This is a genomic window from Leisingera sp. SS27 (assembly GCF_028368855.1).
Lineage (GTDB): Bacteria > Pseudomonadota > Alphaproteobacteria > Rhodobacterales > Rhodobacteraceae > Leisingera.
Genome location: NZ_JAQNCY010000001.1, coordinates 81,087 through 106,892 on the forward strand (window position 1 = coordinate 81,087; position 25,806 = coordinate 106,892).

Here is a 25,806-nt window from a genome sequence, read left to right on the forward strand (position 1 = left end):
ACGGGAAGGTGAAGGCAGATGAGCGGCAGCGCCTTAGAAGGCATCGGATGTTACAGTCCGCGAGACGCCCGGGACCGCGCAATGTGGGCGCGTTTGCAGGCATTCTGCGCCAGGGAGCCGCAGGCCTTTGGACGCAATCCGGAAACGGGCCATGTGACCGGGTCTGCCTTTGTGATGTCGCCGGACCGGAAATGCGTGCTGCTGACCCATCACAAGAAGCTTGACCGCTGGTTCCAGCTAGGCGGCCATTGCGACGGCATTGCCGATGTGCCCTTTGTTGCCCTGAAGGAAGCCTATGAGGAAAGCGGGCTAACGCGGATCAAGCCGTTGTCGCCGCAGGTATTCGACGTCGACATCCACGAAATCCCGGCGGGTTCAAAGGAATGCGCCCATCTGCACTATGACGTGCGCTATCTGTTTCAGGCGGAAGCAGGGGAGATTGCGGCCAGCGGTGAATCCCACGCGCTGGCCTGGGTTCCGCTGGCACAGCTGGAAGAAGTGACGGATTCGCCAGGCGTGCTGGTGCTGCGGGAAAAGCTGGAGCCTTTCCTCTCCGCGTACTGCTGAAAGGAGGCGCCTGACGGCGCCGCAGGCTGTCCCGGCCCCTCCTGGCGGGAGGGACCGGCTGTTTGGGGTCAGGTTTCGCCCAGCAGCGCCTTGTCGAAAGGATAGCTGGTCAGGTTCTCATAGCCGTCTTCGGTGATCAGTACCTGGTCCTCCAGCTTGATCGAGAAATCGCCGCCCTCAGGCGAAACCAGCGCCTCGACGCACAGCACCATGCCCGGCTCCAGCTCATAATCAAAGGCGCCTTCGACCAGCTGGTCCGGATAGGCCACCAGCGGCCATTCATCGCACAGGCCTACACCGTGCATCATGCAGCCGTATTTCTGCTTCTGGAACTGTGCGTCCAGCGGGTGGCAGTTGCGCGACAGCTCCTGAATATTCACACCGGGCTTCAGCATCTCCATGTTGTGGCGGATGTGCTCCAGACCGTGCTGCATGGCATAGATCATGTCAGGCCGCGGTTTCTCGTCGCCAATCCACCAGCTGCGGGAGATGTCGATGCAAATCCCGTAAGAGCCGACCAGATCGGTGTCAAAGCTGATCATCTCGTTGTTCTGGATGATGCGGGGGCCGCATTCCTGGAACCAGGGATTGGTGCGCGGACCGGACGCCAGAAGCCGGGTTTCGATCCATTCGCCGCCGCGGCGGATATTTTCCGCGTGCAGTACTGCCCAGACGTCATCCTCGGAGACATTGCCGCCGGGGATCTGCTCGCGGGCGAATTTTTCCATTGCCGCCACTGCAGTTTCACAGGCGTGATGGGCGCAGCGCATTGCCAGGATCTCATCCGGGCCTTTCACCGCGCGGCATTTCTCGGTCAGCTCCTCGCCGGGGAAGATCTCCAGCCCCTGCGCCTCAAGTGCGCGCAGTCCGTGCAGCATCACCTTGTCCACTGCCAGCCGCTTGTTGCTGCCGCTGTGTTCTTCCAGCAGGATGCGGACCTCATTGGAAAACTTGTCGGCGGCTACGTCGATCTTGTCGCCGCGGTCGAAATAGAACAGGTCGGCGCCCGCGCGCTGCTCGCGCACCAGCGGGTTGAATTCGCTGAGGAATGGCGACTGTTTGTAGTCCCAAAGCACCATGTAGCCATCAGCGCAAATCAGCAGGGCGCGGAACGGGTTATGGGTATTCCACAACTGCATATTGGTGCTGTCGGTGGCATAGCGGATGTTCAGGGGGTCGAAGACCAGGAGGCCACCGTAACCGCGATCATTGATGAAACGGGTCAGCCGGTCCCAGCGGAAGCTGCGCAGCGCCTGAAGGTCAGGAAGTTGCAGTCCGGCCTCAGCCCATTCGCCAAAAGCCAGCTGGGTCGGGCCGATCTCGACACGGTCATTGTCGTTCGGTGTGTTGTCGCCCAGTCTGGCGCCGCGGGTGGGATCGATCTTGCGGATGTCGCGGTAATGCTCGTTCATGCCGGGAAGTCCTTGCTGCACAGTCCTGTACAGTCTGCAGCAAAGGCGTCGGCGGATTCGCTGCTGAAAGCGACGGTTTTGGCCGTCGTTTCTGACCTGTGGCAGCTAGGCAGGGGCAGGGGATCTGATGATCCCCTGCAAATTCTGCGGCTTTAGGGAAGAAGCGGCCGGGCAGCCTGAACCATGCCTGCGCTTTCGAGATAAAGGAGCAGCGCAGTTAAAAACAGAAGATGACTGATAAGCCGCAGCCGCCGCGGGCGGGTCAGCGTCATTGCAGTCAGCATGGGCGACTGTATCTGCCTGCTCCATTTTGACCGCAGATCCATAATTAAGGCGGAGACACGCATACCGCCTGAAGACCTGCCGGAGGCCGGCACTGCCGTGCTTGCCGCTTTGCGGATTTCGGCCTCGTGAAAGGCGCGGTCGCAGTGTGCGTCCAGAACCAGTGCAGTTTGATCCACCGGTGTAAAGCACTCCTTGCCGCGGGGGCGTGGATGCACATTGCGGACCATCTCAGGCGGGCGGGCAACTGCCGCAGCCGCGGCGGCAACCGGTTCCTTTCCGTTACCGGTCTGGGGATCAAACGCGCTCAGGAACTGTTCGCAAGTGAGCGCGATCCCGGTGTCGAGCCATTCAACAAAGGTTGCCTCAACCGTGTCCAGCAGGCGGCGCAGCATTTCAGCCAGAAGCAGTTCCGAGATTTCCTGGTCGCAATAGCCGGGATAGGCCGGAGCCAGTGACAATTCCAGCAGGGCCGAGGGCTGCATTACACTGCCGGGCAGCTTGCTGGTGCGGCGCAGGGGAACCCGGCGCAGGCGCACGGTCGCCAGATAATGATCGCATTGAAGTTGCGCAGTGTTTTCCGCACGCGCTGCTATCATCTCCGCCGGGTGGCCAAAATCATCCAGCGTGTCCACGACTGCAGTAACCGCAGCCGAAAGAGTATTACCGTCGCGGCTTTCCAGCCCGATCCGGCCTGTATATTGCACTTTCTCTGCCACTGTCCGGATCCTCCGTTCTGGGTGCCGACCAAGAAACTATAAAATTTGAAGTAGTTAAAAGTGGGGCACAGCTGGCTGAATTCAGGCAGAGGGGACAAGTTTTGAGGGTGAAATAGGGGTCCTCCCAAGTCGTTGAATTAAAAGAAATTTGCGTAAAATCCCCAGAAGCGGTGCCCGGAATGCGGCTCAACTGTGACGGTAGGAGGTCACATTGATGCCCTAAGGCCTACAATGGCGCCGGAATTGCTGGCACTGTCCGTCGGGTAAGCTGAAACGCAAAACGCCCGCCAAACGGCGGGCGCGATTCTCAGCTTTCCGCTTTACGGAAAAGGGTCTTCAGCCTTCGATCTGACGCCCCATGATCGCCAGTGACTGCTGATACACGGTGGCGGCGTTCCATTCCTTCAGAACGCGGTAGTTCGGCTCTCCCTCCTGATAGCCTTTGCCGGGTTTCCAGCCCTTCTGGCGCAAGTAATTGGCAGTAGAGGCAAGCGCATCGCCCATGTTGTAGAAATCAACCCGGCCGTTGCCATCCCAGTCGACGCCGTACTCCAGCGCGTTGCCGGGCAGGAATTGGGTATGGCCAAGTTCGCCGTGTTTGGCGCCAACAGTGGCCGGGGTAATGGTGCCCTGATCCACAAGCTTCAGTGCGCCCAGCGCGTGAGGGCGGAAAAAGTCGGAGCGGCGGCAGTCATAGGTGAGCGTCACGATGGCGGAGACCACCTGGCTGTCGCCCATGTAATTGCCAAAGGCGGTTTCCATCCCGTGGATCGCAATCAGGATACCTGCAGGCACACCGTATTTGCGTTCAAGCGCTGCGTAGAAATCCGGGTTGCGCGCTTTGCGCTTGCGGCCTTGCGCCACGATGGTGGCTGAGCCTCGGATCTGCATGAATTTCTCCAGCGAGTATTTGAAGCTCTTCTGGTTGCGGTCAGCGGAGATGGTGCGGCGGGCGTATTGCGCATTGGCCAGCGCCTGAAGGCCTGCCTTGCGCACACCCGCGCGTTTGGCTTCGCGCTGGAATTCCTGCTTCCAGGCATCAAACCCGGCAGAGGTATTGCCGCAGGTCGCAGCGAGGGCAGGGGAAGCAAGCAGGGCGGAAATCAGGGCAGGGGCAATCAGCCGTCGCATGAAGAAAACTCTCAAAATGTGACTCGTGACTCGCAGCCTAACGCGCCGGCGGCCCTTGTCTAACGGGAAAAGCCGCCATTGCTTCCCATTTCTTCAGGCAAAGGCGCTGCCGGCGGCCAGTGCGAGCCCGTCAGCAACCGCAGTCATCGCATTTCCCGTTTCAAGCCGGGCATTTGGGCACAAGCTGCGCATTTCCGCCTGCACCGCTGCCAGCAGCGAAGAGCCGCCGACCAGAACGATCCTCTCAACCTTGCCGGGTGCAATCCCGGCGAGCGCCAGCGTCTCTGCCGCGCAGGCACCGATGGCAGAGGTCTGTTCCGCCAGGGTCTGAGACATTGCCTCGGCCGCCAGCGGCACCGACAGGCCGCGCTCCAGAAGTTTCAGATCGATGAGGGCCTGGTCATCTCTGCCATTGGCGCGGATCTTGCCGTGTTCCACCGCAAAGGCCAGCTCATGGCCCAATTCGTCCTCCAGAACTGCGACCAGACGCGCAAGTTTCTCCGGCTCAACTGCATTGGCGGCCAGGTCTTTGGCTGCCCGGCGGCTTTCCGGCGCGTAGAGGAAGGGGATCATTTGCCAGGTCGCCAGATCGTTAAACAGCCGGTTCGGCGCGGGCAGGGCGCCGCCGCCGAATGCGTTGCGGATCTGGCTGCCCCGGCCCAAGAGCGGCATCACGTGATGGATGCTCAGCTGCCGGTCGAAATCGGTCCCGCCCAGCCGCACACCATGCGAGGCCTGGATGCGGGTCGCGCCATCGTCCCCCTGTTCAAAGGCGGTGAAGTCGGAGGTGCCGCCGCCGATATCGACGATCAGGCCGAGGCCGGGCGCCGGGGCGGCTGCGCGTAACGCGGCCTCAGGTTCATACATGAACATCACATCCTGAAACCCGGCCTCCAGGTAGCATGCGCGCAGGTCGGCCTCTGCCTGCGCGTTGCGCTCCTCGTCCTTGGAATGAAACCGCACCGGCCGCCCCGACAGCGCATGGGTGAAATCAATATGCGTCGCCGCCTCAGCCCGCCGCTTCATCTCTGCCAGGAACCGCGAGATGAGTGTGGCAAAGCTGATCCGCTCGCCGCCGAGCCGCCGTTCTTCCTGCAACAGCGGCGTGCCCAGAAGGCTTTTCAGTGCCCGCATGAACCGCCCCTCGTCGCCATTGATCAGCGCCCGCGTGGCACTGTGGCCGACCCGCATGGCGCGGCTGCCCTCCTCAAAGAACACCGCGGTGGGCAGGGTTTTCTCGCCCGGCTCCATCTCCACCAGCCAGGGGCGGCCCGCAACGGCAATCCCGGCCGCCGAGTTCGAGGTGCCAAAGTCGATGCCAAGGGTATTCGGGATGGTCATGGCGCGCTCCTGTTCAACCGGGGGAGCGGACCGCACTACCGGGTCCGGCGGCGCCATGCAAGCTCAAGCGCGCTGCTGCATCTCAGGCGCAGAGTTTCAGAACATCCTTACGCTTCATGTAGGGGCGTGCCGGAGTTCCGTAGAGACCGGCAGCAGTCTGCTCCTGCAGCGCAACCTGCGCCAGGGACGGGAACAGCAACAGCAGCTCGTTCAGCGCGGGCCGGTCCAGCGCATTCAGCGCGATGGGGCCGGGGTAGAAGGATTCCGTCGGTGCGCCTTCGGCAAAGATCACCTCATGGCGGTCGAACATGATATGGACATAGGTCACCTGCTCGCAGCGGCGGTCGACCCGCGCGACCTGGCCGCCCATCGCCTCAGCTGCGTGCTTGGCGCGGATCAGATGCTCGCGCCCTTTGCCCAGAACGGCAAAGGCGTGCTGCGGGGACACCCGGATCGTGCGGCGGTTGCCAAAGGCGTTCTTGCGGATCACCACCGGACGCAGTTCGGGGTGCCGGGCCAGATCCAGCTGGGTCAGGCTGCGGCTGCCGGTCCAGCGCACCGGCTGGTAGCCATTGTCCGCGGTCAACACCATGTCGCCGGGACGGATGTCCTCGACTGCGACCTCGCCCCGGTCCGTGGCGATCATGACGCCCGGGGTGAAACATGGAATGCCGATGGCGCGCATTTCCTGCAGGCTGTCGACCTGGTCCGGCGTGACGCCCCGCAGGGTCACGCTTTCCCCGTTCGGGAAGGTCAGGACCGCATCGCCGGTGCCGTCGCCGTTGGTGTCCGTGACGGTGACATCCCAGGCATTGGCCGGGTTGCCGTCCGCATCGGTCAGGCTGGTGACATCGAATTGGTCGTAACCGGTAAAGGTGCCGTCGCCATTGTCAGTCGGCGCGGCAAAGTCATGAACGGTGTCATTTCCGCTGCCGTCGGCCAGAACGATGGTATCCGCATCACCATCGCCATCGCCCAGGTGCAGCTCGTCGTTGCCGGTGCCGCCGGTGATCGTATCCGCACCGTCGCCGCCAAATACGGTATCATTGCCTTCGCCGCCATCAATGACATCGGCTGAGGTGTCGGCATCCACCGGAACCTGATAGTCGGCATCCACACGGTCTGAGGCCAGATTGGTATTGTCGATGGATACGCTGTCGAGGCTGACAGAGACAATCGGCTGGCTGGTCAGCAGCGTGTTGTCAGCATTGTCCGTCATCTCCGGCGCCAGGTAGACCTCGCCGGTGGTGGTTTGAAACACCACTGCAGTGAAGCTGCCGGTGGTTCCGTCGGCAAAGGTCACGGTGGCATTGTAAACCTGATTGCTGTCCGCAAAATAGTTCACACCGTCAATGGTGAAGGCCTCTGGCGTGCCGCCGCTGTCGTTATCGTTGACGCTGGTGTTGCCATCCGTGTCAGTGGTGACCATGGTCTGCAAGTTGTTGTACAACTCAGACCCTTCACCGCCGTAAGTACCCAGCAGGCTGCCGGCGTTTTCGCTGATTCCGTTGGTTTCGTCCGGGTCGATATCGGCAAAACTGCCCAGGCTGATAACCGTGAAGGTGTTGCCAACGGTGCTTGAGCCGCCAGTGCCTGCGCTGCTCAGTCCCGGGTCTCCGCCGTAAATCAGATCATCGCCTGCACCGCCGTCGATGGTATCGCTGCCGCCGCCGCCATAGATCGTATCGTCGTTTGTGCCCGTGGCATTGTCATTGTTGTCGACACGGTCATCTTCCGGGTCGCCGGTATAGCTGCCATCGATCAGGTCGCCGCCGGTGGTGCCTTCGACAATGTAATCCGAATTTGCCGCATCGCGGAAATCCAGGTCATGCACCAGAGGTGTAGCGCCGGATCCGTCCGCGGCGGTGTCGTTGTCGCTGTCAGCCAGGGTAAAGTCGCCGCTGCCGGTAACGTCGGCATCGTTCACATCGTGACCGGTGACGTCATCCACGGCATCCATGATGCCGTCGCCATCGGAATCGCCTGAGGCATCGATCACCGATTGATCCACGCCGTGCCCGGCCTCTTCGGCATCGGTCAGCCCGTCGTTGTCGGAATCCGTATCCAAATAATCCGCGACGCCGTCGCCGTCGGTGTCCACCGGCGTCAGCCCGCCGGTCTCATAAGCATCGTCCAGACCGTCGCCGTCGCTGTCTGTTCCGGAGGGGGCAACATAGCTGCCGGTGGCCTGTGATTCGACATTGTCGGTAATGCCGTCGTTGTCACTATCCAGATCCAGGTGATCGGCAATACCGTCGCCATCACTGTCCCGGGTTGTGACCGTGGTCTCGACCGTGAAGGTCTCGGTGACACTGGAACCGAAGTCCGGATTTGGACCGGAGTCGATCACGGTGACGCCATCCACCTTGATAGTGTAGCTGGCTGTGTCGCTGCCGCTGATGCCGTCTCCGAAATTGTCAAAGACGGTAAAGGAGTATTCGCCGGCTTGGGGGATGGCGATGTTGGTGAATTCGACTGAGCTGTTGATGGTGGAATCGCTGGCAATCAGCGTCCCGTCCGGTGCCCGCAGTTCCCACCTTGTATTGTCACTGTCCGCCCATTCATCGCCGTCAAAGGTGATGGTTATGGTGCTGGGGGTGCTTTCGCTGTAGCCTTCCTCGCTGTCCAGAATACCGTCGCCGTCTGAATCCAGGTCATCGCCATCGGCGACGCCGTCTCCATCCGTATCAGGCTCCGGAATGGTAAAGCTAAGATCGCTGATTCCGGACCCGCCGGTTGTTGAACCGTCCGGACCGGGTTCAAAAATCAGCTCTAGCCCGGACACCAGGCCAGGCAGCGTCAGGTCGACATCATTGGCGGTTGTACCCGCTGAAATGATCGAAACGGACCCGTCCGGGTTGGTGACAACGTTTTCGTCGTCGATACCGCTGAGGCCGGCGATGACATCAGTGGCCGCCAGCAGATCGCCGTTTTCGTCGTAGGCGTAGATGGTCCACTGGTCATCATAGGTGGAGCCGCCGTCATCATTTACATGATTAAAGGTGAAGGACAGGTCCTCAACCGGCTCGGAGAACTGGTAATCCGCGGAAATCGGATCTGCTGTGGCGAAGGCGCCGAACTCCGAGACGGTGTTACCGCCCTGGCTGTCATCCCAGGCATTGCCGGTGAAGGTTGCGGTTACAGTCGTGCTGTTTCCGTTTTCGGAAATGACGGTGCTGCCGCTTTCCGCGGTGCCGTCGCCAGCCGTCAGCCAGATTGCATTATCGAGAATTGCCAAAAGCCAACCCCACCTTGTTATTCTCAGGCCCCGATGGCAGGCCTTCGAATGACTTCACCCTCATCAACTCACCAGCCCCAACTGGCGGATTTTCCTAAAAGTTGATGTTTCGGCTGCTGTTTTTGAAGGGGATTTCAGGCCTTGGCGGGGCCGGAATGTGGCAAAACTTGGACGGGCAGCAAAAAAGGCGCCCGCAAGGGCGCCTTTTCTTCTGATTTCAGCAGCCGCTTAGCAGCTGTAGTACATGCCGAATTCCACCGGGTGCGGGGTGTGCTCGTACTTGTGGACCTCTTCCATCTTCAGCTCGATGTAGCCGTCGATCTGGTCCTTGGTAAACACGTCGCCCTGCAGCAGGAAGTCGTGGTCGGCGGCCAGGGCGTCCATGGCTTCACGCAGGGAGCCGCAGACGGTCGGGATGCCTTCCAGCTCCTCGGCCGGCAGATCATACAGGTTCTTGTCCATGGCTTCGCCCGGATCGATCTTGTTCTTGATGCCGTCCAGGCCGGCCATCAGCAGCGCGGCAAAGCACAGGTAGGGGTTCGCCGCCGGATCGGGGAAGCGGGCTTCGACGCGCTTGGCTTTCGGGCTTTCGGTCCACGGAATACGCACGCAGCCGGAGCGGTTGCGGGCGGAGTAGGCGCGCAGAACCGGAGCTTCAAAGCCCGGGATCAGGCGCTTGTAGGAGTTGGTGGACGGGTTGGTGAAGGCATTCAGGGTCTTGGAATGCTTCAGGATGCCGCCGATGAAGTACAGAGCTTCCTGGGACAGGTCGGCGTATTTGTCGCCTGCAAACAGCGGCTTGCCGTCTTTCCAGATCGACATGTTGACGTGCATGCCCGAGCCGTTGTCGCCGTAGATCGGCTTCGGCATGAAGGTTGCCGACTTGCCATAGGCGTGCGCCACGTTGTGGATCACGTATTTGTACTTCTGCAGCTCGTCGGCCTGCTTGGTCAGGCTGTCGAAGATCAGGCCCAGCTCGTGCTGGCAGGAGGCCACTTCGTGGTGGTGCTTGTCGACCTTCATGCCGAGGCGCTTCATGGTGGACAGCATCTCGGAACGCAGGTCCTGCGCTTCGTCGGTCGGGTTGACCGGGAAGTAGCCGCCCTTCAGGCCCGGGCGGTGGCCCATGTTGCCCATCTCGAACTCGGCGTCGGTGTTCCAGGAGCCGTCGGTTGCGTCAACTTCATAAGACACCTTGTTGATGGTGTTGGAGTAACGCACGTCGTCGAACAGGAAAAATTCCGCTTCCGGGCCCATGTAGGCCACGTCGCCGATGCCGGAGGACTTCAGGTACGCCTCGGCCTTCTGGGCGGTGCCGCGCGGATCGCGCTCATAGGCTTCACCGGTGTCGGGCTCAACGATGGAGCAATGGATGCAGAGGGTTTTCTCGGCATAAAACGGGTCGATATAAGCAGAGGTGGTGTCCGCCATCAGTTTCATGTCGGAGTTTTCGATCGACTTCCAGCCGGCGATCGAAGAGCCGTCGAACATGAAGCCTTCTTCCAGGAAGTCTTCGTCCACCAGATCCACGTCCACGGTCACGTGCTGCAGCTTGCCGCGCACGTCGGTGAAACGGATGTCGACATAGGCGACGTCTTCTTCTTTGAGTGTCTTGAGAACTGCGTCTACGCTCATTCCCTCGGTCCTTCTGATTTAGATGTCAGGATATTGGTTGAATTCGTTTACAGCGCGTCCGGGCCGGTCTCGCCGGTGCGGATGCGGATGGCTTGCTCGACGGGCGAGACAAAGATCTTGCCGTCGCCGATCTTGTCGGTCTTGGCAGCGTCGACAATGGCTTCGATCGCCTGGTCGACCTGATCGTCGTCCAGCACAACCTCGACCTTCACCTTGGGCAGGAAGTCGACCACATATTCGGCGCCGCGGTAAAGCTCGGTGTGGCCCTTCTGGCGGCCGAAACCCTTGACCTCGATGACGGAAAGCCCCTGGACGCCGACGTCCTGCAACGCTTCCTTCACCTCATCCAGTTTAAAAGGCTTGATGATGGCTTCGATCTTTTTCATGCCTGGGCTCCTCGCAAGCTTGTTGGAGGTGTCTTTTCACTTCTAAATGAACGCAGCAATGCAGGAGGCTGCGGCTGCGGCAATTGAGGGCAGGATTTGAACACGTGTGCCTAAAAATTAAGCACTGCGCCCGGAAATTGCGCAGAAATGAATCGGGGAAGGGCAAAACATGACCGAACTGCTGACCGCAGCCCAGATGCGGGCCATTGAACAGTCCGCCATAGAGTCCGGCGAAGTCACCGGGCTGGAGCTGATGGAGCGGGCCGGGCAGGGGGTGGTTGAGGCCATCTTTGAGGAGTGGCCGGAATATGAAAGCGCTCCTCAAAGTGTGGCTGTCTTATGCGGTCCCGGCAACAATGGCGGAGATGGTTTTGTAGTGGCCCGGCTGCTTGCTGGGAAAGGCTGGGCTGTAAAGGTTTTCTTGTACGGTGATCCAGATAAGCTTCCACCTGATGCTCGCACCAATTATGAGATTTGGCTGGCTGACAATCAGGTCGAAGAGCTTACCGAAAGAGCGTTTCGAAAGGAGCCTTACAGCTTGTTTATTGATGCCCTGTTCGGGGCCGGGCTATCTCGCCCCCTGGAGGGTGAAGCCTTTAATGTTGCTTCCCATATGTCAGGGCGCAACGGTGATGATTACAGTGATAGCGTTGTCGCCATAGATGCCCCTTCCGGCCTCTGCTTGGATAGCGGAACTGTTCTTGAGGAAACGCCGCTCAGCCTGGGCCACCCGATCTTTGACCAACAGGGGCAGGAACCTCGAGGTCGTAAGCCGTTTCAAGACAGATTTGCAGCCCTGACAGTTACGTTCGACAGCCCAAAGTTCGGTCATTTTGTAAATGAAGGCCCGTCTGTGTGTGGCCAAGTCGTTGTTAAAGACATTGGGTTGGGGCAATGGCGAGTGCTGAAAGAAACCAAACCCGGTACGCCTCCTCGGTCAATGCGACTGCCTAATTCAGTTTTACTGGGTGAGTGGCCGTTAGTCGAAGATCGTCGTAAGCCGTGGATCTCTCGTTTTGATTCCGTCCGATGCAAAAAAGCATCCTCAAAGGGCCACAAATACACCCACGGACACGCCCTCGTCCTCTCCGGCGGCCACGGCAAGACCGGCGCTGCCCGGCTGGCCGCCCGCGGCGCCCTGCGGATCGGGGCTGGGCTGGTCACTGTCGGCTCGCCTCGCTCAGCGATGTTTGAGAATGCAGCCAATCTAACCGCCATTATGCTGCAGCAGATCGACGGGGCGCATGGGGTCAGCGAATTGCTGGAGGACAGACGTTTCAACGCAGTCTGTCTCGGCCCGGGCCTCGGGCGCGGCGCGGATACCCAGGCGGTGGTGATGGCGGTCCTGAAGGAAAACCGCGCCACCGTGCTGGACGCTGATGCGCTCACAAGGTTTGAACTGAAGCCGGAAGCGTTGTTTGAAATCCTGCACGAGAACTGCGTCCTCACCCCGCATGGCGGCGAATTTGCCAGGCTGTTCCCGGACCTCGCGGAAAAGCTGAACGCACCCGCCACCACCGGCCCTGCCTATTCCAAGGTCGACGCCACCCGCGAGGCCGCCAAACGGGCGGGCTGCGTGGTGCTGTTCAAGGGGCCGGACACGGTGATCGCCGCGCCGGACGGGCGCTGCTCGGTGAATTCCGCCCATTACGAGCGCTCCGCCCCCTGGCTGGCCACTGCCGGGTCGGGCGATGTGCTGGCGGGGTTCATTACCGGGCTGATGGCGCGCGGGTTTTCCCCGATGCAGGCAGCAGAGACCGCCGCCTATATTCATGTGGAATGCGCGCTGGAGTTTGGCCCCGGCCTGATTGCCGAGGACCTGCCGGAGCAGATCCCCGCGGTGTTCCGCAAGCTGGGCCTCTGACGGTCAGGCCGCCGGGCGCAGGTCCTCTTGCGGTGCTGCGGCGGCGGACAGCTCCAGCCCGCCTGCATAAATCACATGCGGGCGGGAAAACTCCAGCACCGTCAGATCCATCATCTGCAGGCCCAGGTCGCGGATGAATTCGCCATCCACCAGTTCATAGGCCGGAACCACCGCCTGCGGCTGGCCGAACATCGCCTTGGCGCGCCAGTCGCGCACCAGGATGCGCTGGTCCCAGGGCACCACGAGGTCACCATCCGCCCGCGTGTCGCCGAGCGACCCGGCAGCGATGCACACGGCCTGCAGCATTGCGCGGCGTGTCCGAACAGCTTCCACTTGGGCCATTCCCTGGGTGCGGGTGATCAGGCTGTCGCCCGATTTGATTTCCTCAGCCATGCGCTCTCCCTCGCGGGTCAGCACGATGGTGCCGCGCAGAAGACTGATGTTCTGGCTGCCTTGAAACAGCCGCCGGGGCTGTGCCTGGACACGCATCGCCAATTGCGCGCGCAGGGCCGCATTTCCAAACGGTTTCATATTGTTGCTCGCTTTGTCTGCCTCAGACTTTTTTGCCAAACTACCGCACAAGCGGATTCCGCGCCCAGCCTTTTTGCGCGAAAACCCGCCGATTGTTGCGATATTCCGCACCGATTGTTGCCGTTTTGCACATCGGCAATCCGGGCACGATTTCCCCTCGCATCCGCCGCCAAGCTTTGCTATTCAGCGCGTCACGCGGCGGGTTTGCCCCGGCGCATGTGCGGGTGTGGCGGAATTGGTAGACGCACCAGATTTAGGTTCTGGCGCCTTTGGCGTGGGGGTTCGAGTCCCTTCACCCGCACCATTTTCCAAAAACGGCCGGGTCAATTGTGCCGGATCAGCAGCGGCTGATGGCCGTTCCGCCTGTCTAGGCTGATAAATTATCCGTCCCGGCCTCCGGTATGCTATACTGGACCCCCGGCCGGCCTGCGGGCAGCGGCCGGCCCAAGCGTTTATCAGTACATTGTTACAAAAGGGGATGGCCATGAAACGTCTTCTGCAAATCTCCACTGCGGCTGCGGGGCTGTGCGCCATTGCGGCCCCGGCGTCAGCCGAACTGCGGTATGACAACAAATCCGGCGGTTATGTTGAAATCTATGGCCAGTTCAATCCGGCCATCATCTCCGTTGACGACGGCCAGCAGACTGAGACCAACCTGCTCGACAATGACCTGTCCCGTTCCCGGATCGGTCTTCGCCTTATGCAGCCGATCGGGGCCAATACGTTCGGGTTCCGCTTCGAGACCGGACTGGGCTTTCCGAACTCGACCGAAGTTAACCAGTTCGGCTCCAACTACAGCGGCTGGACCCGCGCAGACCTGCGCCACGTGGACTTCTGGCTGGAAGGCAGCTGGGGCAGGTTCTCGGCCGGGCAGGGCAGCATGGTGGCCGACGGCGCGGCTGAGACCGATCTGTCCTATGTCGGCACCGCCCTGTATTCCTATACCGTCGATTCCAACGCAGGCTTCCTGATCCGCGATACCGCCGGCGTTCTCAGCGGTCCCGCGCTGGTGGATGCCTTTGACAACCTCGACGGCTCCCGCCGCGGCCGGATCCGCTATGACACTCCGGATCTGAACGGCTTTTCCGTCGGCATCGCCTGGGGGCAGAACATCCTGTCGTCCGGCGATGATGCTGACTACTACGACATCGGCCTGCGCTACGGGCAGGAATTCGGCTCCACCAATTTCGCGGCGTCTCTGGCTTATCAGGTGCGTGACGACGCGGGCGCAGAACGCTCGGACGTGATCGGATCGGCCTCTGTCCTGCTGGACAGCGGCATCAGCTTTACCGTTGCGGGCGGCAGCCGGGACAACGACGCGGCTGGTTCCAGCGATCCCAGTTATTACTACGCCAAGATCGGCTATGAGACCGGCAACTGGCTGCCCTGGGGCAAAACCGGGTTCGGCGTGCATTACTATGACGGCGAGGATTTCAACGTCACCGGTTCCAGCGCCAAGGGCTGGGGCATCGGCGCGGTGCAGAAGGTCGACAGTATCAATACAGACATCTACCTGACCTATCAGGAATATGACTATGAGGATGCCGCCGCGACCTACCAGGATCTGACAACCTGGGTTCTGGGTGCCCGCTGGCGGTTCTGAACTGCGGGCAGGAATTCTATGAAAAAGCGCTCTGGGCAGCCGGAGCGCTTTACGCCGCCCAAGGCCCAGCGGTCTCCGCCCCCGGCAGTCCTCGCCGGAATCCGGCCAAGGGTTGCGCAAACAGCATAGCAGCTTTGCGTCTGGCGGGGCGCCAACGTAATCGTCTTCACATCTCCCGGTCCGCGCCAGGGCTACGGTGCAGGTGATTTTTTGCCACGCGCAGATTTTCACAAATGCCGCAGCGGCCACCTGGCCCGGACTTCACGCCATGCGGACGGAACCTGTCTTGGCTCCGCCGCCGGTTTGTGCCGGACAGCAGCCGTAAGCGGCGGAACAGGAGACAGAAAATGAAAACCAAGATTGCCGCCCGCGCCGGCGCAGCCTCCCTCGCAGCCGCACTCGCGGCCCCGGCATTTGCAGGCCCCACCTACACCAATGACACTGGCGGCAGCTTCCGCTGGTATGGCCAATTCAATCCTGCCTACCAGTCGTTTGACGACGGCGAACAGGACTTCAACCGCCTGACCGACAACGCGGCCTCCAATTCGCGCATCGGCTTTGAGCTGGAGCAGGAATACGGCGAAAACACCCTGCGGTTCCGTTTTGAAACCGCCTTCGGCTTCCGCTCCTCGGACGGGGTCAGCCAGACCTCGACCGGCGACAACCTGAGCTGGGACCGCACCAACATCCGCCACGTCGACTTCCAGTTCGACACCGCGCGCTATGGCCGCTTTTCGGCGGGTCAGGGCTCGATGGCGACGGACGGCATCACCGGGGCTGATTTCTCCGGCACCGGCCTCGGCGCTTCCAACGCGGTTGCCGACTCCGCGGGCGGCTATGCCTTCCGCACCGGCGCGGGCGCGCTCAGCAGCGTGGATATCGGCGATGCCTTCAACGACTTCGACGGCAGCCGCCTGGGCCGTGTCCGTTACGATTCGCCGGAGCTTGCGGGCTTCACCCTCTCGACCTCCTGGGGCACCGATATCCTGAAGGACGCCAACGACCGCGAAAGCTATGACGTTGCGGTCCGCTGGGCCAATGACGACGCGGCCGGCTTTGCCATCGACACCGGCATCGGCGCCTCCTGGACCGAGGAAACCGGCGAGCAGGACTACCGTGATATCTCCGGCTCCTTCGCGGTGCTGCACAAGGCCACCGGCCTGTCGCTGAACATCGCCGCAGGCGAGCGCGACATCGCGGGCACCTACGCTTATGCCAAGCTGGGCTACTCTGCAGACCTGATTGCGGCCGGCTCCACTTCCTTCTCGGTGGACTATTACGACGGCTCCGACATGGTCAGCAACGGCGACAGCGCCGAGTCCTGGGGTATCGCCGCGGTTCAGAAAATCGACGCCTATAATGTCGAGACCTACCTGGCCTACCGCGACTATTCCTATGCCGATACCAGCGCCACCACCTACCAGGACGCCAACGTCATCCTGGCTGGTGCCCGCTGGAAGTTCTGAACCGCAACTCCCTCGGTTTCAGATCAGGAAACACGCCCCTTTGCGGGCGTGTTTTTTCGTTTTCAGGCTTCGGAAATCCGCGCGATTGCGCAGGAAAGGGGCAATCCCCCTTGCGCCGCCGCGCCGGGGGAAATAGAAGACCGCAAATTGTCTGGGGGCACCTCGCGAGGGAGCCCCGAATCTCTATGGGGAATAGGATGCAGGTCACCGAGACGCTGAACGAAGGTCTGAAACGCGGCTACGCCATCACCGTCACCGCCGCCGAGCTGGACGAGAAGGTCAACGAAAAGCTGGTCGAAGCCCAGCCGGAAATCGAAATGAAAGGTTTCCGCAAGGGCAAGGTGCCGATGGCCCTGCTGAAAAAGCAGTTCGGCCAGCGCCTGATGGGCGAAGCGATGCAGGAATCCATCGACGGCGCCATGAACAAGCATTTCGAGGACAGCGGCGACCGCCCGGCGCTGCAGCCCCAAGTCAAGATGACCAACGAAGACTGGAAAGAAGGCGACGACGTCAACGTCGAGATGTCCTACGAGGCACTGCCGGAAATCCCCGAAGTCGACTTCTCCGGCGTCGAGCTGGAAAAGCTGGTTGTGAAGGCTGAAGACGAAGCCGTCACCGAGGCGCTGGCCAACCTGGCCGAAACCGCCAAGGAATTCGAAGCCCGCGAAGAGGGCGCAGCAGCCGAAGACGGCGACCAGGTCGTGATCGACTTCGTGGGCCGTATCGACGGCGAAGCCTTTGAAGGCGGCGCAGGCGACGACTACCCGCTGACCCTGGGCTCCAACTCCTTCATCCCCGGCTTCGAAGAGCAGCTGGTCGGCACCAAGGCCGGTGAAGAAAAAGACGTGACCGTGTCCTTCCCCGAGGAATACGGCGCAGAGCACCTGGCCGGCAAAGAGGCCGTATTCTCCTGCACCGTCAAGGAGGTCAAAGCCCCGAAAGCGGCTGAGATCGACGACGAGCTGGCCAAGAAATTCGGCGCCGACGATCTGGACGCGCTGAAAGGCCAGATCTCCGAGCGCCTGGAAGCCGAATACGCCGGTGCCGCCCGCGCAGTGCTGAAGCGCGGCCTGCTGGACAAGCTGGACACCCTGGTTTCCTTCGACCTGCCGCCGTCGCTGGTCGACGCCGAAGCCAAGCAGATCGCGCACCAGCTGTGGCACGAGGACAACCCGGAAGTGGAAGGCCACGACCACGGTGAAATCGAGACCACCGAAGAGCACACCAAACTGGCCGAGCGCCGCGTCCGTCTGGGCCTGCTGCTGGCCGAGCTGGGCCAGAAAGCCGAGGTCGAAGTGACCGACGCTGAGATGACCCAGGCGATCATGGCGCAAGCCCGCCAGTACCCGGGCCAGGAACGCCAGTTCTTCGAGTTCATCCAGCAGAACGCCCAGATGCAGCAGCAGCTGCGCGCGCCGATCTTCGAGGACAAGGTTGTCGACCATATCGTTGGCCAGGCCAAAGTGACCGAGAGAGAGATCTCCAAGGACGATCTGCAAAAGGCCGTTGAAGAGCTGGAAGAGGAATAATCCTCTCCTCAGAACGCATTACGGAAAGGCCGCCCGGGTGGGCGGCCTTTTTCATTGGGTCCTTGGCCAGGCGGGGCCGACGGTCAGAGAATAACCCGCTCCTGCAGCCACAGAAGCGACGGATAGGCCGCCAGCCAGATCCAAAAAAACCGGTTCAGCCCGAACAGGCAGGCATTGGCCAGATGAAACAGGGCAGCCGTAAACAAGGCCAGAATCAGCGTTTCGCGGCTGAACAGCGCCAGTGGAAACAGGACCTCGAACAGCATCACCGCCCAGCCCATTGCCCACAGTAGACGCGGCTGGTCAGCAAATGCGCGCAAACCCTCGCTGACCGGATAGGCGGAGAAGCGGAACACATCCTGAAGCGCCCGGCCTGAGCGCCACTCCGGCTTCACGATCTTGACCTGACCGGAGATGAAGTAGCAGATCACCAGCTGTCCGGCGAGATAGGCAAAGGCATATTCCTTCCAGTGCTCCTGCGGCAGCCAGCGGGCGGCGGTCAGACAGCACAGGATCAGCAGGCTCATCTTGTCGCTGCCGCCATTGTACGGCCCCTGGAACCGCTGCAGGATCAGCAGCCCCAGAAGAACCAGCGCCAGCAGAACCCACGGGCTGGCAATGCCAAACAGCAGCAGCGCACATAGAATGGCCCGCAGGCCGTAAATCAGCCTCTCATCGCGGAAGCCCGCCAGATGCTCTGCGCTTTGCTGCAGAAAGGCCAGCGCCATCAGAATTTCGGTTGCGCGCAGGGCGGCGTCCAGGGTCATGGCGCGGCCAGCCCGGCCATCAGATGCGGCTCTGACTGATAGGTGATGGCCTTGATCAGGCCGCCGTCCTCCGCCCGGTCCAGAAAGACCAGGCGGAATTGCAGGTAGGGCAGGCAGGCACCGGGCGGCAGGCTGCGCTGCAGCTCGGCTGTGATCCTGCGCAGGATCTCCTGCTCACTGTGTTCAGTTGGCGTAAGCGTCAGCCGTTCGGCGCAGGAAACCAGGAACAGGCTTTCGTTCCAGCGCGGGTTCCACAGCATCCGGCGGAGCATTGCCAGTGGTGTCAGCTGTTGCGGACGGGGCCGGAATTCGCGCCAGCTTTGCGGTGCGCTGGCGGCGCTGGCCAGCATGGCCCATTCCACCCGGGGCGAGGGGTCGACCGATTTGAAGAACCGCCAGGACGGCATCAGGGCAGGCAGCAGGAGTTTCAACAGGCTCAGCATCGCGCCAGTTAAGCCGCAACCGGTTAGAATTCCGCTAAAATCCGGGCCGTGCCGCGGCCGGACGCTCCCGCCCGTCCTTGGCGCCGTCCTGCGGACAGCGCCGCGTTCCGTTGGGCCTGGCAGCGCCCCTGCGGGGCGCTGCGGTTGCGGCAGGGGCCGCCGTCAGCTTCCGGGCCGCAGGCCGGTTTCCACCAGCATGCCGCGGCGCTTGGCCTCGTAGTAGTACCCGCGTGAGTAGTGCTTCACCGCCATATCCTGACTGCCATCGGCCAGCAGCCAGGCGCCGCGCAGGTATTTCACGGAAAACTGCAGGTTTGTATCGGCATCCAGCAGATCCTTGGGCTCCCCCTTGAAGCCCATCGACCGCGCTGTCGCGGGAAGGATCTGCAGCAGCCCGTAGTAGGGGCGGTTCACCGCATGCGGACGGTGGGTGCTTTCGCGGACCGCCAGCCGGTGCACCAGGCTGCGCGGCACTTCGTAGTGGTCGGCCCAGTAGTTGATCTTCCGGCGCAGCTCCGGCGTCTCGTTCGGATAGAGCGGCGGGCCGGCTCTGGACACCTCGGGCGGGGAGGCGGTGCTGGCGCAGGCTGACAGAACAGCAGCAGCAATAAACAAAAGGAAGGTGGTCCGGCGCGTCATGCGGCCTCCAAAAGCGGTTTCTCTCTCGCGGGCCAGATTAGCCGCATCTCTGCGGGCCGCAATGCTGACCGGGCAGCCACCGGGCTGCAGCGGCGGGGAACCGCCATTCCGGCAGGCGGAAACTGCCTGAAACAAGGTCCGGTGCAGGTCGGTCAAACTTTAATCATTAGACATTTGTTAAATATGGCATCCCACTACATATTGGGGGTGCGCATTGAGGCAGAAACAACCCTCAGGGCAGTTCGCCCCTCACGCCTGTGGGGCGGCTGATCCCTTCGGGCAGAACAGGGGCCGCGGCTGTTTCCCAAAATTTCGCGGCCCCTACAACGCGCAAGCAGCCCCTGAAAGCAGCGGCAGCCGTGCCGCCCGATGGGCAGCGGCCGTCTGTCTGAACGCCGCGCTCGCGGGCAATCAGACGGGTTTCTGCAGGGCAGCCGGTTGCTTGAACAGGCTCTTCTCAGGCTGAAGCAGCCCCGTCGGCACCAGATCCGACACCGCCTCTGTCCTGAACGACGGCCGGTCGAACCGGTGGCCGCGCAGCAGACGGAACAACAGCCGCCGGCGCAGCGCCAGCTCTTCACTTTCCAATGCGTCCTGCATGGCGCATCCCCCTTTCTCACTCCACACAGGCAGTATTCTTGCGGAATACGGCAAACAGATGGTTATTCGGGGGCAGGGATTTCCGTGCAATTTGGCGCGTCTTTTCAAACTGCGCACAGGCAAAGAAAAAGGCCGCCCATCAGGCGGCCCTTCCCATGTCTCACTGTCCCGGTGAGGATCAGTTGGTTTCTTCGCCAGCGGCGTCAGCAACCGGTGCGTCGTCGTCGGACGCAGCAGAGCCGATGTCGTCGAACAGCTCGGAGATTTCGTATTCCGCAGCGGCTTCCTCTTCGGCGGCCAGCTCCTGGATCGATTTGCCCGATGCCTGCAGTTCGGCTTCTTCTGCCGAACGTGCGACGTTCAGTTCGATGGTTGCTTCGACTTCCGGGTGCAGTTTCACGGAGACCGAGTGCAGGCCAAGGTCCTTGATCGGAGCGATCAGGGCGACCTGTTTCTTGTCGACCGAGAAACCGGCTTCGGTTGCAGCATCAGCCGCGTCGCGCGGAGTGACGGAGCCGTACAGCGCGCCTGCGTCCGAAGCGGAGCGAATCACGATGAACTGCTGGCCGTCCAGCTTCTCTGCCAGAGCCTCGGCCTCTTTCTTGGTTTCCAGGTTGCGCGCTTCCAGCTGCGCTTTCTGGGCTTCGAAAGAAGCGATGTTGGCTTCGGAGGCGGTTTTCGCCTTGCCCTGCGGCAGCAGGAAGTTGCGGGCGAACCCGGGCTTCACGTCAACGACGTCGCCCATCTGGCCCAGCTTTGCAACGCGCTCAAGAAGGATAACTTGCATCTGCTTATCTCCTTACTTCACGGCGTAGGGCAGCAAGGCGAGGAAGCGGGCGCGCTTGATAGCACGGGCCAGCTCACGCTGCTTCTTTGCCGAAACGGCGGTGATGCGCGAAGGCACGATCTTGCCGCGCTCAGAGATGTAGCGCTGCAGCAGACGGGTGTCTTTGTAGTCGATCTTCGGCGCGTTGTCGCCCGAGAACGGGCAAACCTTGCGGCGGCGGAAAAACGGTTTGGCTGCCATGATTTAGCGTCCTTTTCTCAAGCGTTGATCAGCGGCGCTCGCGACGGCCGTCGCGTTCGTCGCGCTTCTGCATCTGGACCGAAGGGCCCTCGGCGTGCTCGTCGACCTTGATGGTCAGGACGCGCATCACGTCATCATGCAGACGCATCAGGCGCTCCATTTCCTGAACGGCGGCCGACGGTGCGTCGGTCTTCAGGAAGGCATAGTGGCCCTTGCGGTTCTTGTTGATCTTGTAGGCCATGGTCTTTACGCCCCAGTACTCCTGCTCGACCAGCTTGCCGCCGTTGTCGGACAGAACAGCACCGAAATGTTCGATGAGGCCTTCAGCTTGCGAGTTGGACAGGTCCTGACGCGCAATCATGACATGCTCATAGAGTGGCATGCGAACTCCTGTTTGTGTCTAGGCGCATTTCATAGACCGGGCATTTGCTGCTTCCGCTGCCAGGTCACGAGAGTCTGCGCGGATCGAAGATGTCGCGGAAGCAGGGCCTCCTATACAGGCTGCGGCCGAAAGAGCAAGGCCAAAGGGCTTTTTGCGCAGGCTTCGATGACCCGCCGCGGCAAAACCGCAAGCCCGCCCCATTGCTGCCTCAATGCAGGTCTTCACTCCTTAACGAAGCCTTAACGCGGTGAAACACGCGGCGCCTGCTTTCCAGGAGGGAAGCGTCAGCAAGGCAGAAGCAGACAGACCGCAGCAGAAGGGCAGTCAAATGGCCGTGACAGACAACACCCCGCCGCAGATTTCCGGGATGCCCGGCGCCCGGGCACTAGGTGCGATTTCAGGGCCGGAGCCGCTGCGCCTGCGGTTTCAGGCGAACTGGAAGGTCCGGGTCGCGATGTTCCGTCTGCTTGGCGCTGCCATGATCCTCAGCTCCGCCGGACTGTGGCTCGTGCAGGGGGCCGGAGCCGATCCGGAAATGAACCTGATCCGCTTTGGTGTCTCCATTGTTTTCCTGCTGGCTGGGGTGGTGCTGATGACCGCGCATGAGCCCGCGGCCCGGCCAGAGGCCTGCTTCGATCCCGTCCGCCGCGAGTTGCGGGTTCTGAAACATGATGCCCAGGGCAGCCCGCGCACCGTTTTGCGCCGCAGCTATGACTCGCTGGGTGCCGCAAGGCTGACCGGCAGCGCCGTACAGCTGTTTGAGGATGACGGCAGCCTGCTGATGGAACTGCCGCTGGACTCCGCCGCCACCCGCGGCCGACTGCGCGATCAGCTCAGCGGTGCAGTGAAGATCCTGACCTGAAGCCCCATCACATTTGCGCGAGACCGGACCCGGCTGCCTGCAGCCGGGTTTTGTGTTCGCGCGCTCACAGATAATGTTGGTTTTTGCGGTCTTCCTTTTGAGGCCGAAACCGTCACATCTGTTGCTATGAAAATTCTTCAACCCGGAGCCTTTGAAATGAAAAAGACACTGCTTGCCGCCGCCCTGGCCGCTGTTGCTGCAACCGGCGCTGCCGCCGCACCGGAAAAATACGTGCTGGACGCAAGCCACAGCCAGATTCTGTTCGATTACAACCATCTCGGCTACTCGACCACTTATGGCCTGTTCTCCGGCTTTGAGGGCGAAATCATGTTCGACCAGGAAGACCCGGCGAACTCCTCCGTTTCCGTGTCGATGCCGCTCAGCATGATGTTCACAGGCTGGCAGGCGCGTTTTGATCACTTCATGACCAAGGATTTCTTCGACGCGACAGACGACGAAACCATCAGCTTCACCTCCACCGGCATCGAAGTGACCGGCGACAACACCGCCAAGATCACCGGCGACCTGACCCTGAACGGCGTCACCAAACCCGTGGTGCTGGACGCCAAGCTGAACCAGGCGGGCGAGCATCCGATGGCCAAGAAGCCCTGGGCGGGCTTTGACGCCACCACCCGGATCCTGCGCACCGACTACAATCTGGGCCAGTTCGCGCCCTTCGTCAGTGACGAGGTCAACATCAAGATCTCCGTCGAGGCGATGAAGGCCGACAGCTGATCCAGCTGCAAATTGCCGGAAATTCTGCCGCCGGCTCCCTCAGGGGCCGGCGGTTTTCTCTTTCTGCCGGACACGCACCGGGCCTCCCCAAAGTGTGAGCGGAGTTCATTGGCGTTTGCTGCGCTGCTGGAGCAGCCTGAAAGCGGCCTCACGGGCCACCTCAGAAAGGAGGTTCCCATGTTCCGCTTTGGTATTTCCGCATCAGCTGCGGCCTTGGCCTTCGCTGCCAGTCTGGCCTTTGCGGCACCGGCAGCCGCTCTTGAAACAGGCAACGGCTCGGCGCGTGTCGTCACCGGGCTGGTAGAACTGGGCTTCGCAGCCAAGAGCCAGGACATCCGAAAGCACCGCCGGCACGGCTACAATCGCGGCTATTCCCCGCGCACCTATTACAAACCCTACCGCGGCCGTCACTATGTCAAACGGCACCGGCACCATTCCCGCGGTCTGCACCGGCACCGTTCCCGCGGTCTGCACCGGCACCGTGCGCGCCACGGCGGCTACTACCGGCACCGCCATTAATCCCCCATTCCGGTTGCAGCTGATTGGCGGTTGCAATCATGGCGAGTTGATTGGACCGGATTTTTTGTGCAACTGACTGGGCGGGGCAAGCAGTGCTTCGGTCAGCAGGAGATGCCGGTGGTAAAAGGCACGTATCAAGGTGAATGCCTCCGGTACCGCCGGTCGCAGCGCGGAGACGCGCAGACCGTGTTTGATCTCGTGATCGCGTCAGTCAGCCGTTTGGCGCCCGATCCTTACCCGCACGATGTGGTGGGCAGCTGGATGTCGGGCCGCGCAGCGGCTGACTACCAGACGGATTGTGAAGCTGGTGAAATCTGGATCGCTGAGGCAGGTTGCGATGCCGTGGGGTTCTCCCATGGGGTGCCGGGTGAGATTAAGCGCCTGTTTGTTTCAGCAGCGTTCACGGGCCTGGGAGCCGGGGCCGGGCTGATGCAGCGCGCGCTGGAGGATGCGCTGAAGGATGGCGCAGGCCATGTGCGGATTGAAGCAACCCTGAACGCGGTTCCGTTTTATCAAAAATGGGGCTTTTCTGTAACCGGCCGGGGGGGTGTTTTCCGGCCGGGACGAAGCTTTGCCCGTCATCGGCGTCGCCATCCTGGAAAAGGTTTTCTGAATATCCGCAACGGGTCGCAATCAGCGGCGCCAGGCCCAAGGCTGCCAGAGGTGCCGGCCTTGCCGGCGCAGCTGCCGGGCGCGGGAGCATTCGGCTCCCGGTTCCGGCCGTTATTCCGCCCGCCTGGCGTCCAGTTCCACTTCCACATCAACGGCAAACGCCAGCGAGCTTTCATCCGGCAGGCTCTTGCCTACCCCGAAATCCAGCCGGTTCAGGGTCAGCCCGCCACGCATCTTGGCGGTGTCGCCGTTCAGCTCCAGATCAAAGGGCAGGGTGGCCGGCACGGTTTCGCCCTTGATGGTCAGGGTGCCCACCGCCTGATAGCCCTCTGCCAGCTTCTCGATCTCTGCCGTGAACTGCGCGGTGGGGAAATTGGCGCTGTCGAAGTAATCCGCGCCCATTGCCTGGCTGGCAACGGACCCAAGCTCCAGCGAAGCGATCGCGATGGTCACCTCCACATCGCCCGCCGGGCCGGGGGCGGCAGGTTCTTCGAAGTTGATCACCGCCGACCATTCGCCAAAGCTGCCATTGATGACGCTGCCCATCTGGGTGACGGCAATGCCCAGTGTGCCGGATTGCACCACCCAGCTGCCGGCACCCACGGGCGCAGCGGCCACCACCGGGGCAACGGTGCCTTCCGTTCCGTGGTCGTGGCTGTGGTCATGGCCGCCCAGAATGCCCAGCGCCGCACCGCCGCCCAGCACGCCGCCCCAGACCACCACTGCGGCCAGCAGCGGTGCCAGGCTGTGCGCCTGCGCTGGCGGCTTGGGCAGGGTGCCGCTGCCCGGCAGCATCCGCCGCAGGGTCGCGTCGCGGTCAATGACATGGTGCTTCAGCGCGCCGGCAATATGCAGAGCCAGCGCCGCCGCCAGCGTCCACACCAGAAGCCAGTGCAAGCCCCCAAAGAACCCCGCCACATGGTCGGACTTCGGCACAAACGGCAGATTCTGTCCGAACGGCCACCAGATCGGCGCAAAGCCTGTGGTCGCGGCATGATGGATCCAGCCCGACAGCGGCGCCGCCACCAGCGAGCCGTATAGGAGCCAATGCACCACCTCCGCCGCCAGCGCCTCTGCCTTGCGGTCCGGATGCAGCAGTCCGGGCTTCGGCTGGCTCAGCGCCCACAGGATCCGCAGCAGCGCAGTAAGGAACACCGCGACCCCAACTGTCTTGTGCAGCGAGAACAGCAGCGTTGCCCGCTCGATCACCGCCTGGCTGCCGTCAAACCCGGGGCTCTGGATCTCATGCGCCAGTTCATTGGCGAAATAGCCCAGCGGAAAGGCCGAGAAGATCAGCAGGGCGGTCAGCCAATGAAATCCTTTGGCGACAGATCCATAAGACGAAAACGTGTTGGAGCGGGACATAAAGCGCATTTCCTGGTCAGGGTCCGGTTGACCTTAACCTAACCGCGCGCACCCGGGATGCAACGCATGAGGCTGTCCGCCCATGCACAGCTTTCGTGCGCAATATGCACCTTTGCTTGTACGTTAGGGAAAGGGCGGGTACATCAGGCAA

25 protein-coding genes, 1 tRNA gene and 1 pseudogene are annotated in these 25,806 nt (G+C 61.8%); 10 read left to right on the forward strand and 17 right to left on the reverse strand.

From position 1 onward, the window contains the following. Positions 1 to 18 precede the first annotated feature (18 nt). Complete coding sequence (locus tag N6L27_RS00380; protein WP_271905072.1) at positions 19 to 567, forward strand: NUDIX hydrolase; 549 nt, start codon at positions 19 to 21, stop codon at positions 565 to 567. 68 nt (positions 568 to 635) lie between these two features. Here the strand turns inward: N6L27_RS00380 and dddP are convergent, their stop codons facing one another. The 7 genes from dddP to N6L27_RS00415 form a co-directional block, all read right to left on the reverse strand. Then, positions 636 to 1,979 (reverse strand): dimethylsulfonioproprionate lyase DddP, encoded by a 1,344-nt coding sequence (dddP, locus tag N6L27_RS00385; RefSeq protein WP_271905074.1) that lies wholly within the window; start codon positions 1,977 to 1,979, stop codon positions 636 to 638. Positions 1,980 to 2,131: 152 nt separating this feature from the next. Continuing rightward, entirely contained in the window at positions 2,132 to 2,980 is an 849-nt protein-coding gene (locus N6L27_RS00390) for a hypothetical protein (protein WP_271905076.1), read from the reverse strand. Positions 2,981 to 3,316: 336 nt separating this feature from the next. Next, complete coding sequence (locus tag N6L27_RS00395; RefSeq protein ID WP_271905077.1) at positions 3,317 to 4,111, reverse strand: lytic murein transglycosylase; 795 nt, start codon at positions 4,109 to 4,111, stop codon at positions 3,317 to 3,319. A 93-nt stretch (positions 4,112 to 4,204) separates the two neighbouring features. After that, positions 4,205 to 5,452: an Hsp70 family protein gene (locus N6L27_RS00400; RefSeq protein ID WP_271905078.1), complete on the reverse strand. Its 1,248-nt coding sequence runs from the start codon at positions 5,450 to 5,452 to the stop codon at positions 4,205 to 4,207. Positions 5,453 to 5,534: 82 nt separating this feature from the next. After that, the gene (locus N6L27_RS00405) at positions 5,535 to 8,690 is read right to left on the reverse strand and encodes a Hint domain-containing protein (RefSeq protein WP_271905079.1); all 3,156 of its coding nucleotides are present in this window, start codon (positions 8,688 to 8,690) and stop codon (positions 5,535 to 5,537) included. Between the two features lie 228 nt (positions 8,691 to 8,918). After that, positions 8,919 to 10,325, reverse strand: coding sequence for a type I glutamate--ammonia ligase (glnA, locus tag N6L27_RS00410; RefSeq protein WP_039182651.1), 1,407 nt, complete (start codon positions 10,323 to 10,325; stop codon positions 8,919 to 8,921). A gap of 47 nt (positions 10,326 to 10,372) precedes the next feature. Then, positions 10,373 to 10,711 carry a P-II family nitrogen regulator gene (locus N6L27_RS00415; protein ID WP_008554830.1) on the reverse strand — a complete coding sequence of 113 codons (339 nt, stop codon included), beginning with the start codon at positions 10,709 to 10,711 and terminating at the stop codon, positions 10,373 to 10,375. A 169-nt stretch (positions 10,712 to 10,880) separates the two neighbouring features. Between N6L27_RS00415 and N6L27_RS00420 the strand changes: the two genes are divergently transcribed. Beyond that, a complete protein-coding gene (locus N6L27_RS00420; RefSeq protein ID WP_271905081.1) occupies positions 10,881 to 12,575 on the forward strand; it encodes an NAD(P)H-hydrate dehydratase in 1,695 nt (564 codons plus the stop codon). 3 nt (positions 12,576 to 12,578) lie between these two features. Here N6L27_RS00420 and N6L27_RS00425 read toward each other — a convergent pair whose 3' ends face one another. Next, a complete protein-coding gene (locus N6L27_RS00425) occupies positions 12,579 to 13,106 on the reverse strand; it encodes a Hint domain-containing protein (protein WP_271905082.1) in 528 nt (175 codons plus the stop codon). Positions 13,107 to 13,326: 220 nt separating this feature from the next. On the opposite strand from N6L27_RS00425, the gene N6L27_RS00430 reads away from it, so the two are divergent. The 4 genes from N6L27_RS00430 (at position 13,327) to tig (ending at position 17,704) form a co-directional block, all read left to right on the forward strand. Further along, positions 13,327 to 13,410, forward strand: a tRNA-Leu gene (locus N6L27_RS00430). A 180-nt stretch (positions 13,411 to 13,590) separates the two neighbouring features. Then, complete coding sequence (locus tag N6L27_RS00435) at positions 13,591 to 14,709, forward strand: porin (RefSeq protein WP_271905083.1); 1,119 nt, start codon at positions 13,591 to 13,593, stop codon at positions 14,707 to 14,709. Between the two features lie 347 nt (positions 14,710 to 15,056). Beyond that, positions 15,057 to 16,175, forward strand: coding sequence for a porin (locus tag N6L27_RS00440; protein ID WP_271905084.1), 1,119 nt, complete (start codon positions 15,057 to 15,059; stop codon positions 16,173 to 16,175). A gap of 197 nt (positions 16,176 to 16,372) precedes the next feature. Next, entirely contained in the window at positions 16,373 to 17,704 is a 1,332-nt protein-coding gene (gene tig / locus N6L27_RS00445) for a trigger factor (RefSeq protein ID WP_271905085.1), read from the forward strand. A gap of 83 nt (positions 17,705 to 17,787) precedes the next feature. Here the strand turns inward: tig and N6L27_RS00450 are convergent, their stop codons facing one another. The 7 genes from N6L27_RS00450 to rpsF form a co-directional block, all read right to left on the reverse strand. Then, on the reverse strand, positions 17,788 to 18,471 hold the full coding sequence (locus N6L27_RS00450) for an HTTM domain-containing protein (protein WP_271905086.1): 684 nt from the start codon (positions 18,469 to 18,471) through the stop codon (positions 17,788 to 17,790). Continuing rightward, positions 18,468 to 18,914, reverse strand: a complete 447-nt coding sequence (locus tag N6L27_RS00455) for a hypothetical protein (RefSeq protein ID WP_271905087.1) — start codon at positions 18,912 to 18,914, stop codon at positions 18,468 to 18,470. Before N6L27_RS00455 ends, N6L27_RS00450 begins: the two co-directional genes overlap by 4 nt. Before the next feature lie 162 nt (positions 18,915 to 19,076). Further along, the gene (locus tag N6L27_RS00460) at positions 19,077 to 19,553 is read right to left on the reverse strand and encodes a lytic transglycosylase domain-containing protein (RefSeq protein ID WP_271905088.1); all 477 of its coding nucleotides are present in this window, start codon (positions 19,551 to 19,553) and stop codon (positions 19,077 to 19,079) included. Positions 19,554 to 19,964: 411 nt separating this feature from the next. Continuing rightward, positions 19,965 to 20,153, reverse strand: a complete 189-nt coding sequence (locus tag N6L27_RS00465; RefSeq protein ID WP_271905089.1) for a hypothetical protein — start codon at positions 20,151 to 20,153, stop codon at positions 19,965 to 19,967. 178 nt (positions 20,154 to 20,331) lie between these two features. Continuing rightward, a complete protein-coding gene (rplI, locus tag N6L27_RS00470; RefSeq protein ID WP_271905090.1) occupies positions 20,332 to 20,940 on the reverse strand; it encodes a 50S ribosomal protein L9 in 609 nt (202 codons plus the stop codon). 12 nt (positions 20,941 to 20,952) lie between these two features. Beyond that, positions 20,953 to 21,180, reverse strand: a complete 228-nt coding sequence (rpsR, locus tag N6L27_RS00475; protein ID WP_005982441.1) for a 30S ribosomal protein S18 — start codon at positions 21,178 to 21,180, stop codon at positions 20,953 to 20,955. Positions 21,181 to 21,208: 28 nt separating this feature from the next. After that, positions 21,209 to 21,562, reverse strand: a complete 354-nt coding sequence (rpsF, locus tag N6L27_RS00480; protein ID WP_271905091.1) for a 30S ribosomal protein S6 — start codon at positions 21,560 to 21,562, stop codon at positions 21,209 to 21,211. A gap of 328 nt (positions 21,563 to 21,890) precedes the next feature. On the opposite strand from rpsF, the gene N6L27_RS00485 reads away from it, so the two are divergent. The 4 genes and pseudogenes from N6L27_RS00485 to N6L27_RS23265 all read left to right on the forward strand — a co-directional run. Next, complete coding sequence (locus tag N6L27_RS00485) at positions 21,891 to 22,424, forward strand: hypothetical protein (RefSeq protein WP_271905092.1); 534 nt, start codon at positions 21,891 to 21,893, stop codon at positions 22,422 to 22,424. A gap of 156 nt (positions 22,425 to 22,580) precedes the next feature. Then, on the forward strand, positions 22,581 to 23,159 hold the full coding sequence (locus N6L27_RS00490; protein WP_271905093.1) for a YceI family protein: 579 nt from the start codon (positions 22,581 to 22,583) through the stop codon (positions 23,157 to 23,159). A gap of 177 nt (positions 23,160 to 23,336) precedes the next feature. Continuing rightward, a complete protein-coding gene (locus tag N6L27_RS00495; RefSeq protein ID WP_271905094.1) occupies positions 23,337 to 23,678 on the forward strand; it encodes a hypothetical protein in 342 nt (113 codons plus the stop codon). Positions 23,679 to 23,939: 261 nt separating this feature from the next. Next, a pseudogene (locus N6L27_RS23265) lies at positions 23,940 to 24,161 on the forward strand (GNAT family N-acetyltransferase); the annotation flags it as partial. Here N6L27_RS23265 and N6L27_RS00500 read toward each other — a convergent pair. Together N6L27_RS00500 and N6L27_RS00505 are read right to left on the reverse strand one after the other, a co-directional pair. After that, positions 24,069 to 24,272: a hypothetical protein gene (locus N6L27_RS00500; RefSeq protein WP_271905095.1), complete on the reverse strand. Its 204-nt coding sequence runs from the start codon at positions 24,270 to 24,272 to the stop codon at positions 24,069 to 24,071. The pseudogene N6L27_RS23265 and the gene N6L27_RS00500 overlap by 93 nt on opposite strands. Positions 24,273 to 24,401: 129 nt before the next feature. Next, positions 24,402 to 25,655, reverse strand: a complete 1,254-nt coding sequence (locus tag N6L27_RS00505) for a cytochrome b/b6 domain-containing protein (RefSeq protein WP_271905096.1) — start codon at positions 25,653 to 25,655, stop codon at positions 24,402 to 24,404. Between the last annotated feature and the right edge of the window lie 151 nt (positions 25,656 to 25,806).

Bases quoted from the DNA above. Each gene is read 5' to 3' on its own strand.
- N6L27_RS00380 (WP_271905072.1), top strand. From the start codon at position 19: ATGAGCGGCAGCGCCTTAGAAGGCATCGGATGTTACAGTCCGCGAGAC.
- dddP (WP_271905074.1), bottom strand. From the start codon at position 1,979: ATGAACGAGCATTACCGCGACATCCGCAAGATCGATCCCACCCGCGGC.
- N6L27_RS00395 (WP_271905077.1), bottom strand. From the start codon at position 4,111: ATGCGACGGCTGATTGCCCCTGCCCTGATTTCCGCCCTGCTTGCTTCC.
- N6L27_RS00400 (WP_271905078.1), bottom strand. From the start codon at position 5,452: ATGACCATCCCGAATACCCTTGGCATCGACTTTGGCACCTCGAACTCG.
- glnA (WP_039182651.1), bottom strand. From the start codon at position 10,325: ATGAGCGTAGACGCAGTTCTCAAGACACTCAAAGAAGAAGACGTCGCC.
- N6L27_RS00415 (WP_008554830.1), bottom strand. From the start codon at position 10,711: ATGAAAAAGATCGAAGCCATCATCAAGCCTTTTAAACTGGATGAGGTG.
- N6L27_RS00420 (WP_271905081.1), top strand. From the start codon at position 10,881: ATGACCGAACTGCTGACCGCAGCCCAGATGCGGGCCATTGAACAGTCC.
- N6L27_RS00425 (WP_271905082.1), bottom strand. From the start codon at position 13,106: ATGAAACCGTTTGGAAATGCGGCCCTGCGCGCGCAATTGGCGATGCGT.
- N6L27_RS00435 (WP_271905083.1), top strand. From the start codon at position 13,591: ATGAAACGTCTTCTGCAAATCTCCACTGCGGCTGCGGGGCTGTGCGCC.
- N6L27_RS00440 (WP_271905084.1), top strand. From the start codon at position 15,057: ATGAAAACCAAGATTGCCGCCCGCGCCGGCGCAGCCTCCCTCGCAGCC.
- tig (WP_271905085.1), top strand. From the start codon at position 16,373: ATGCAGGTCACCGAGACGCTGAACGAAGGTCTGAAACGCGGCTACGCC.
- N6L27_RS00450 (WP_271905086.1), bottom strand. From the start codon at position 18,471: ATGACCCTGGACGCCGCCCTGCGCGCAACCGAAATTCTGATGGCGCTG.
- N6L27_RS00455 (WP_271905087.1), bottom strand. From the start codon at position 18,914: ATGCTGAGCCTGTTGAAACTCCTGCTGCCTGCCCTGATGCCGTCCTGG.
- N6L27_RS00460 (WP_271905088.1), bottom strand. From the start codon at position 19,553: ATGACGCGCCGGACCACCTTCCTTTTGTTTATTGCTGCTGCTGTTCTG.
- N6L27_RS00465 (WP_271905089.1), bottom strand. From the start codon at position 20,153: ATGCAGGACGCATTGGAAAGTGAAGAGCTGGCGCTGCGCCGGCGGCTG.
- rplI (WP_271905090.1), bottom strand. From the start codon at position 20,940: ATGCAAGTTATCCTTCTTGAGCGCGTTGCAAAGCTGGGCCAGATGGGC.
- rpsR (WP_005982441.1), bottom strand. From the start codon at position 21,180: ATGGCAGCCAAACCGTTTTTCCGCCGCCGCAAGGTTTGCCCGTTCTCG.
- rpsF (WP_271905091.1), bottom strand. From the start codon at position 21,562: ATGCCACTCTATGAGCATGTCATGATTGCGCGTCAGGACCTGTCCAAC.
- N6L27_RS00485 (WP_271905092.1), top strand. From the start codon at position 21,891: ATGGCCGTGACAGACAACACCCCGCCGCAGATTTCCGGGATGCCCGGC.
- N6L27_RS00490 (WP_271905093.1), top strand. From the start codon at position 22,581: ATGAAAAAGACACTGCTTGCCGCCGCCCTGGCCGCTGTTGCTGCAACC.
- N6L27_RS00495 (WP_271905094.1), top strand. From the start codon at position 23,337: ATGTTCCGCTTTGGTATTTCCGCATCAGCTGCGGCCTTGGCCTTCGCT.
- N6L27_RS00500 (WP_271905095.1), bottom strand. From the start codon at position 24,272: ATGGCGACGCCGATGACGGGCAAAGCTTCGTCCCGGCCGGAAAACACC.
- N6L27_RS00505 (WP_271905096.1), bottom strand. From the start codon at position 25,655: ATGTCCCGCTCCAACACGTTTTCGTCTTATGGATCTGTCGCCAAAGGA.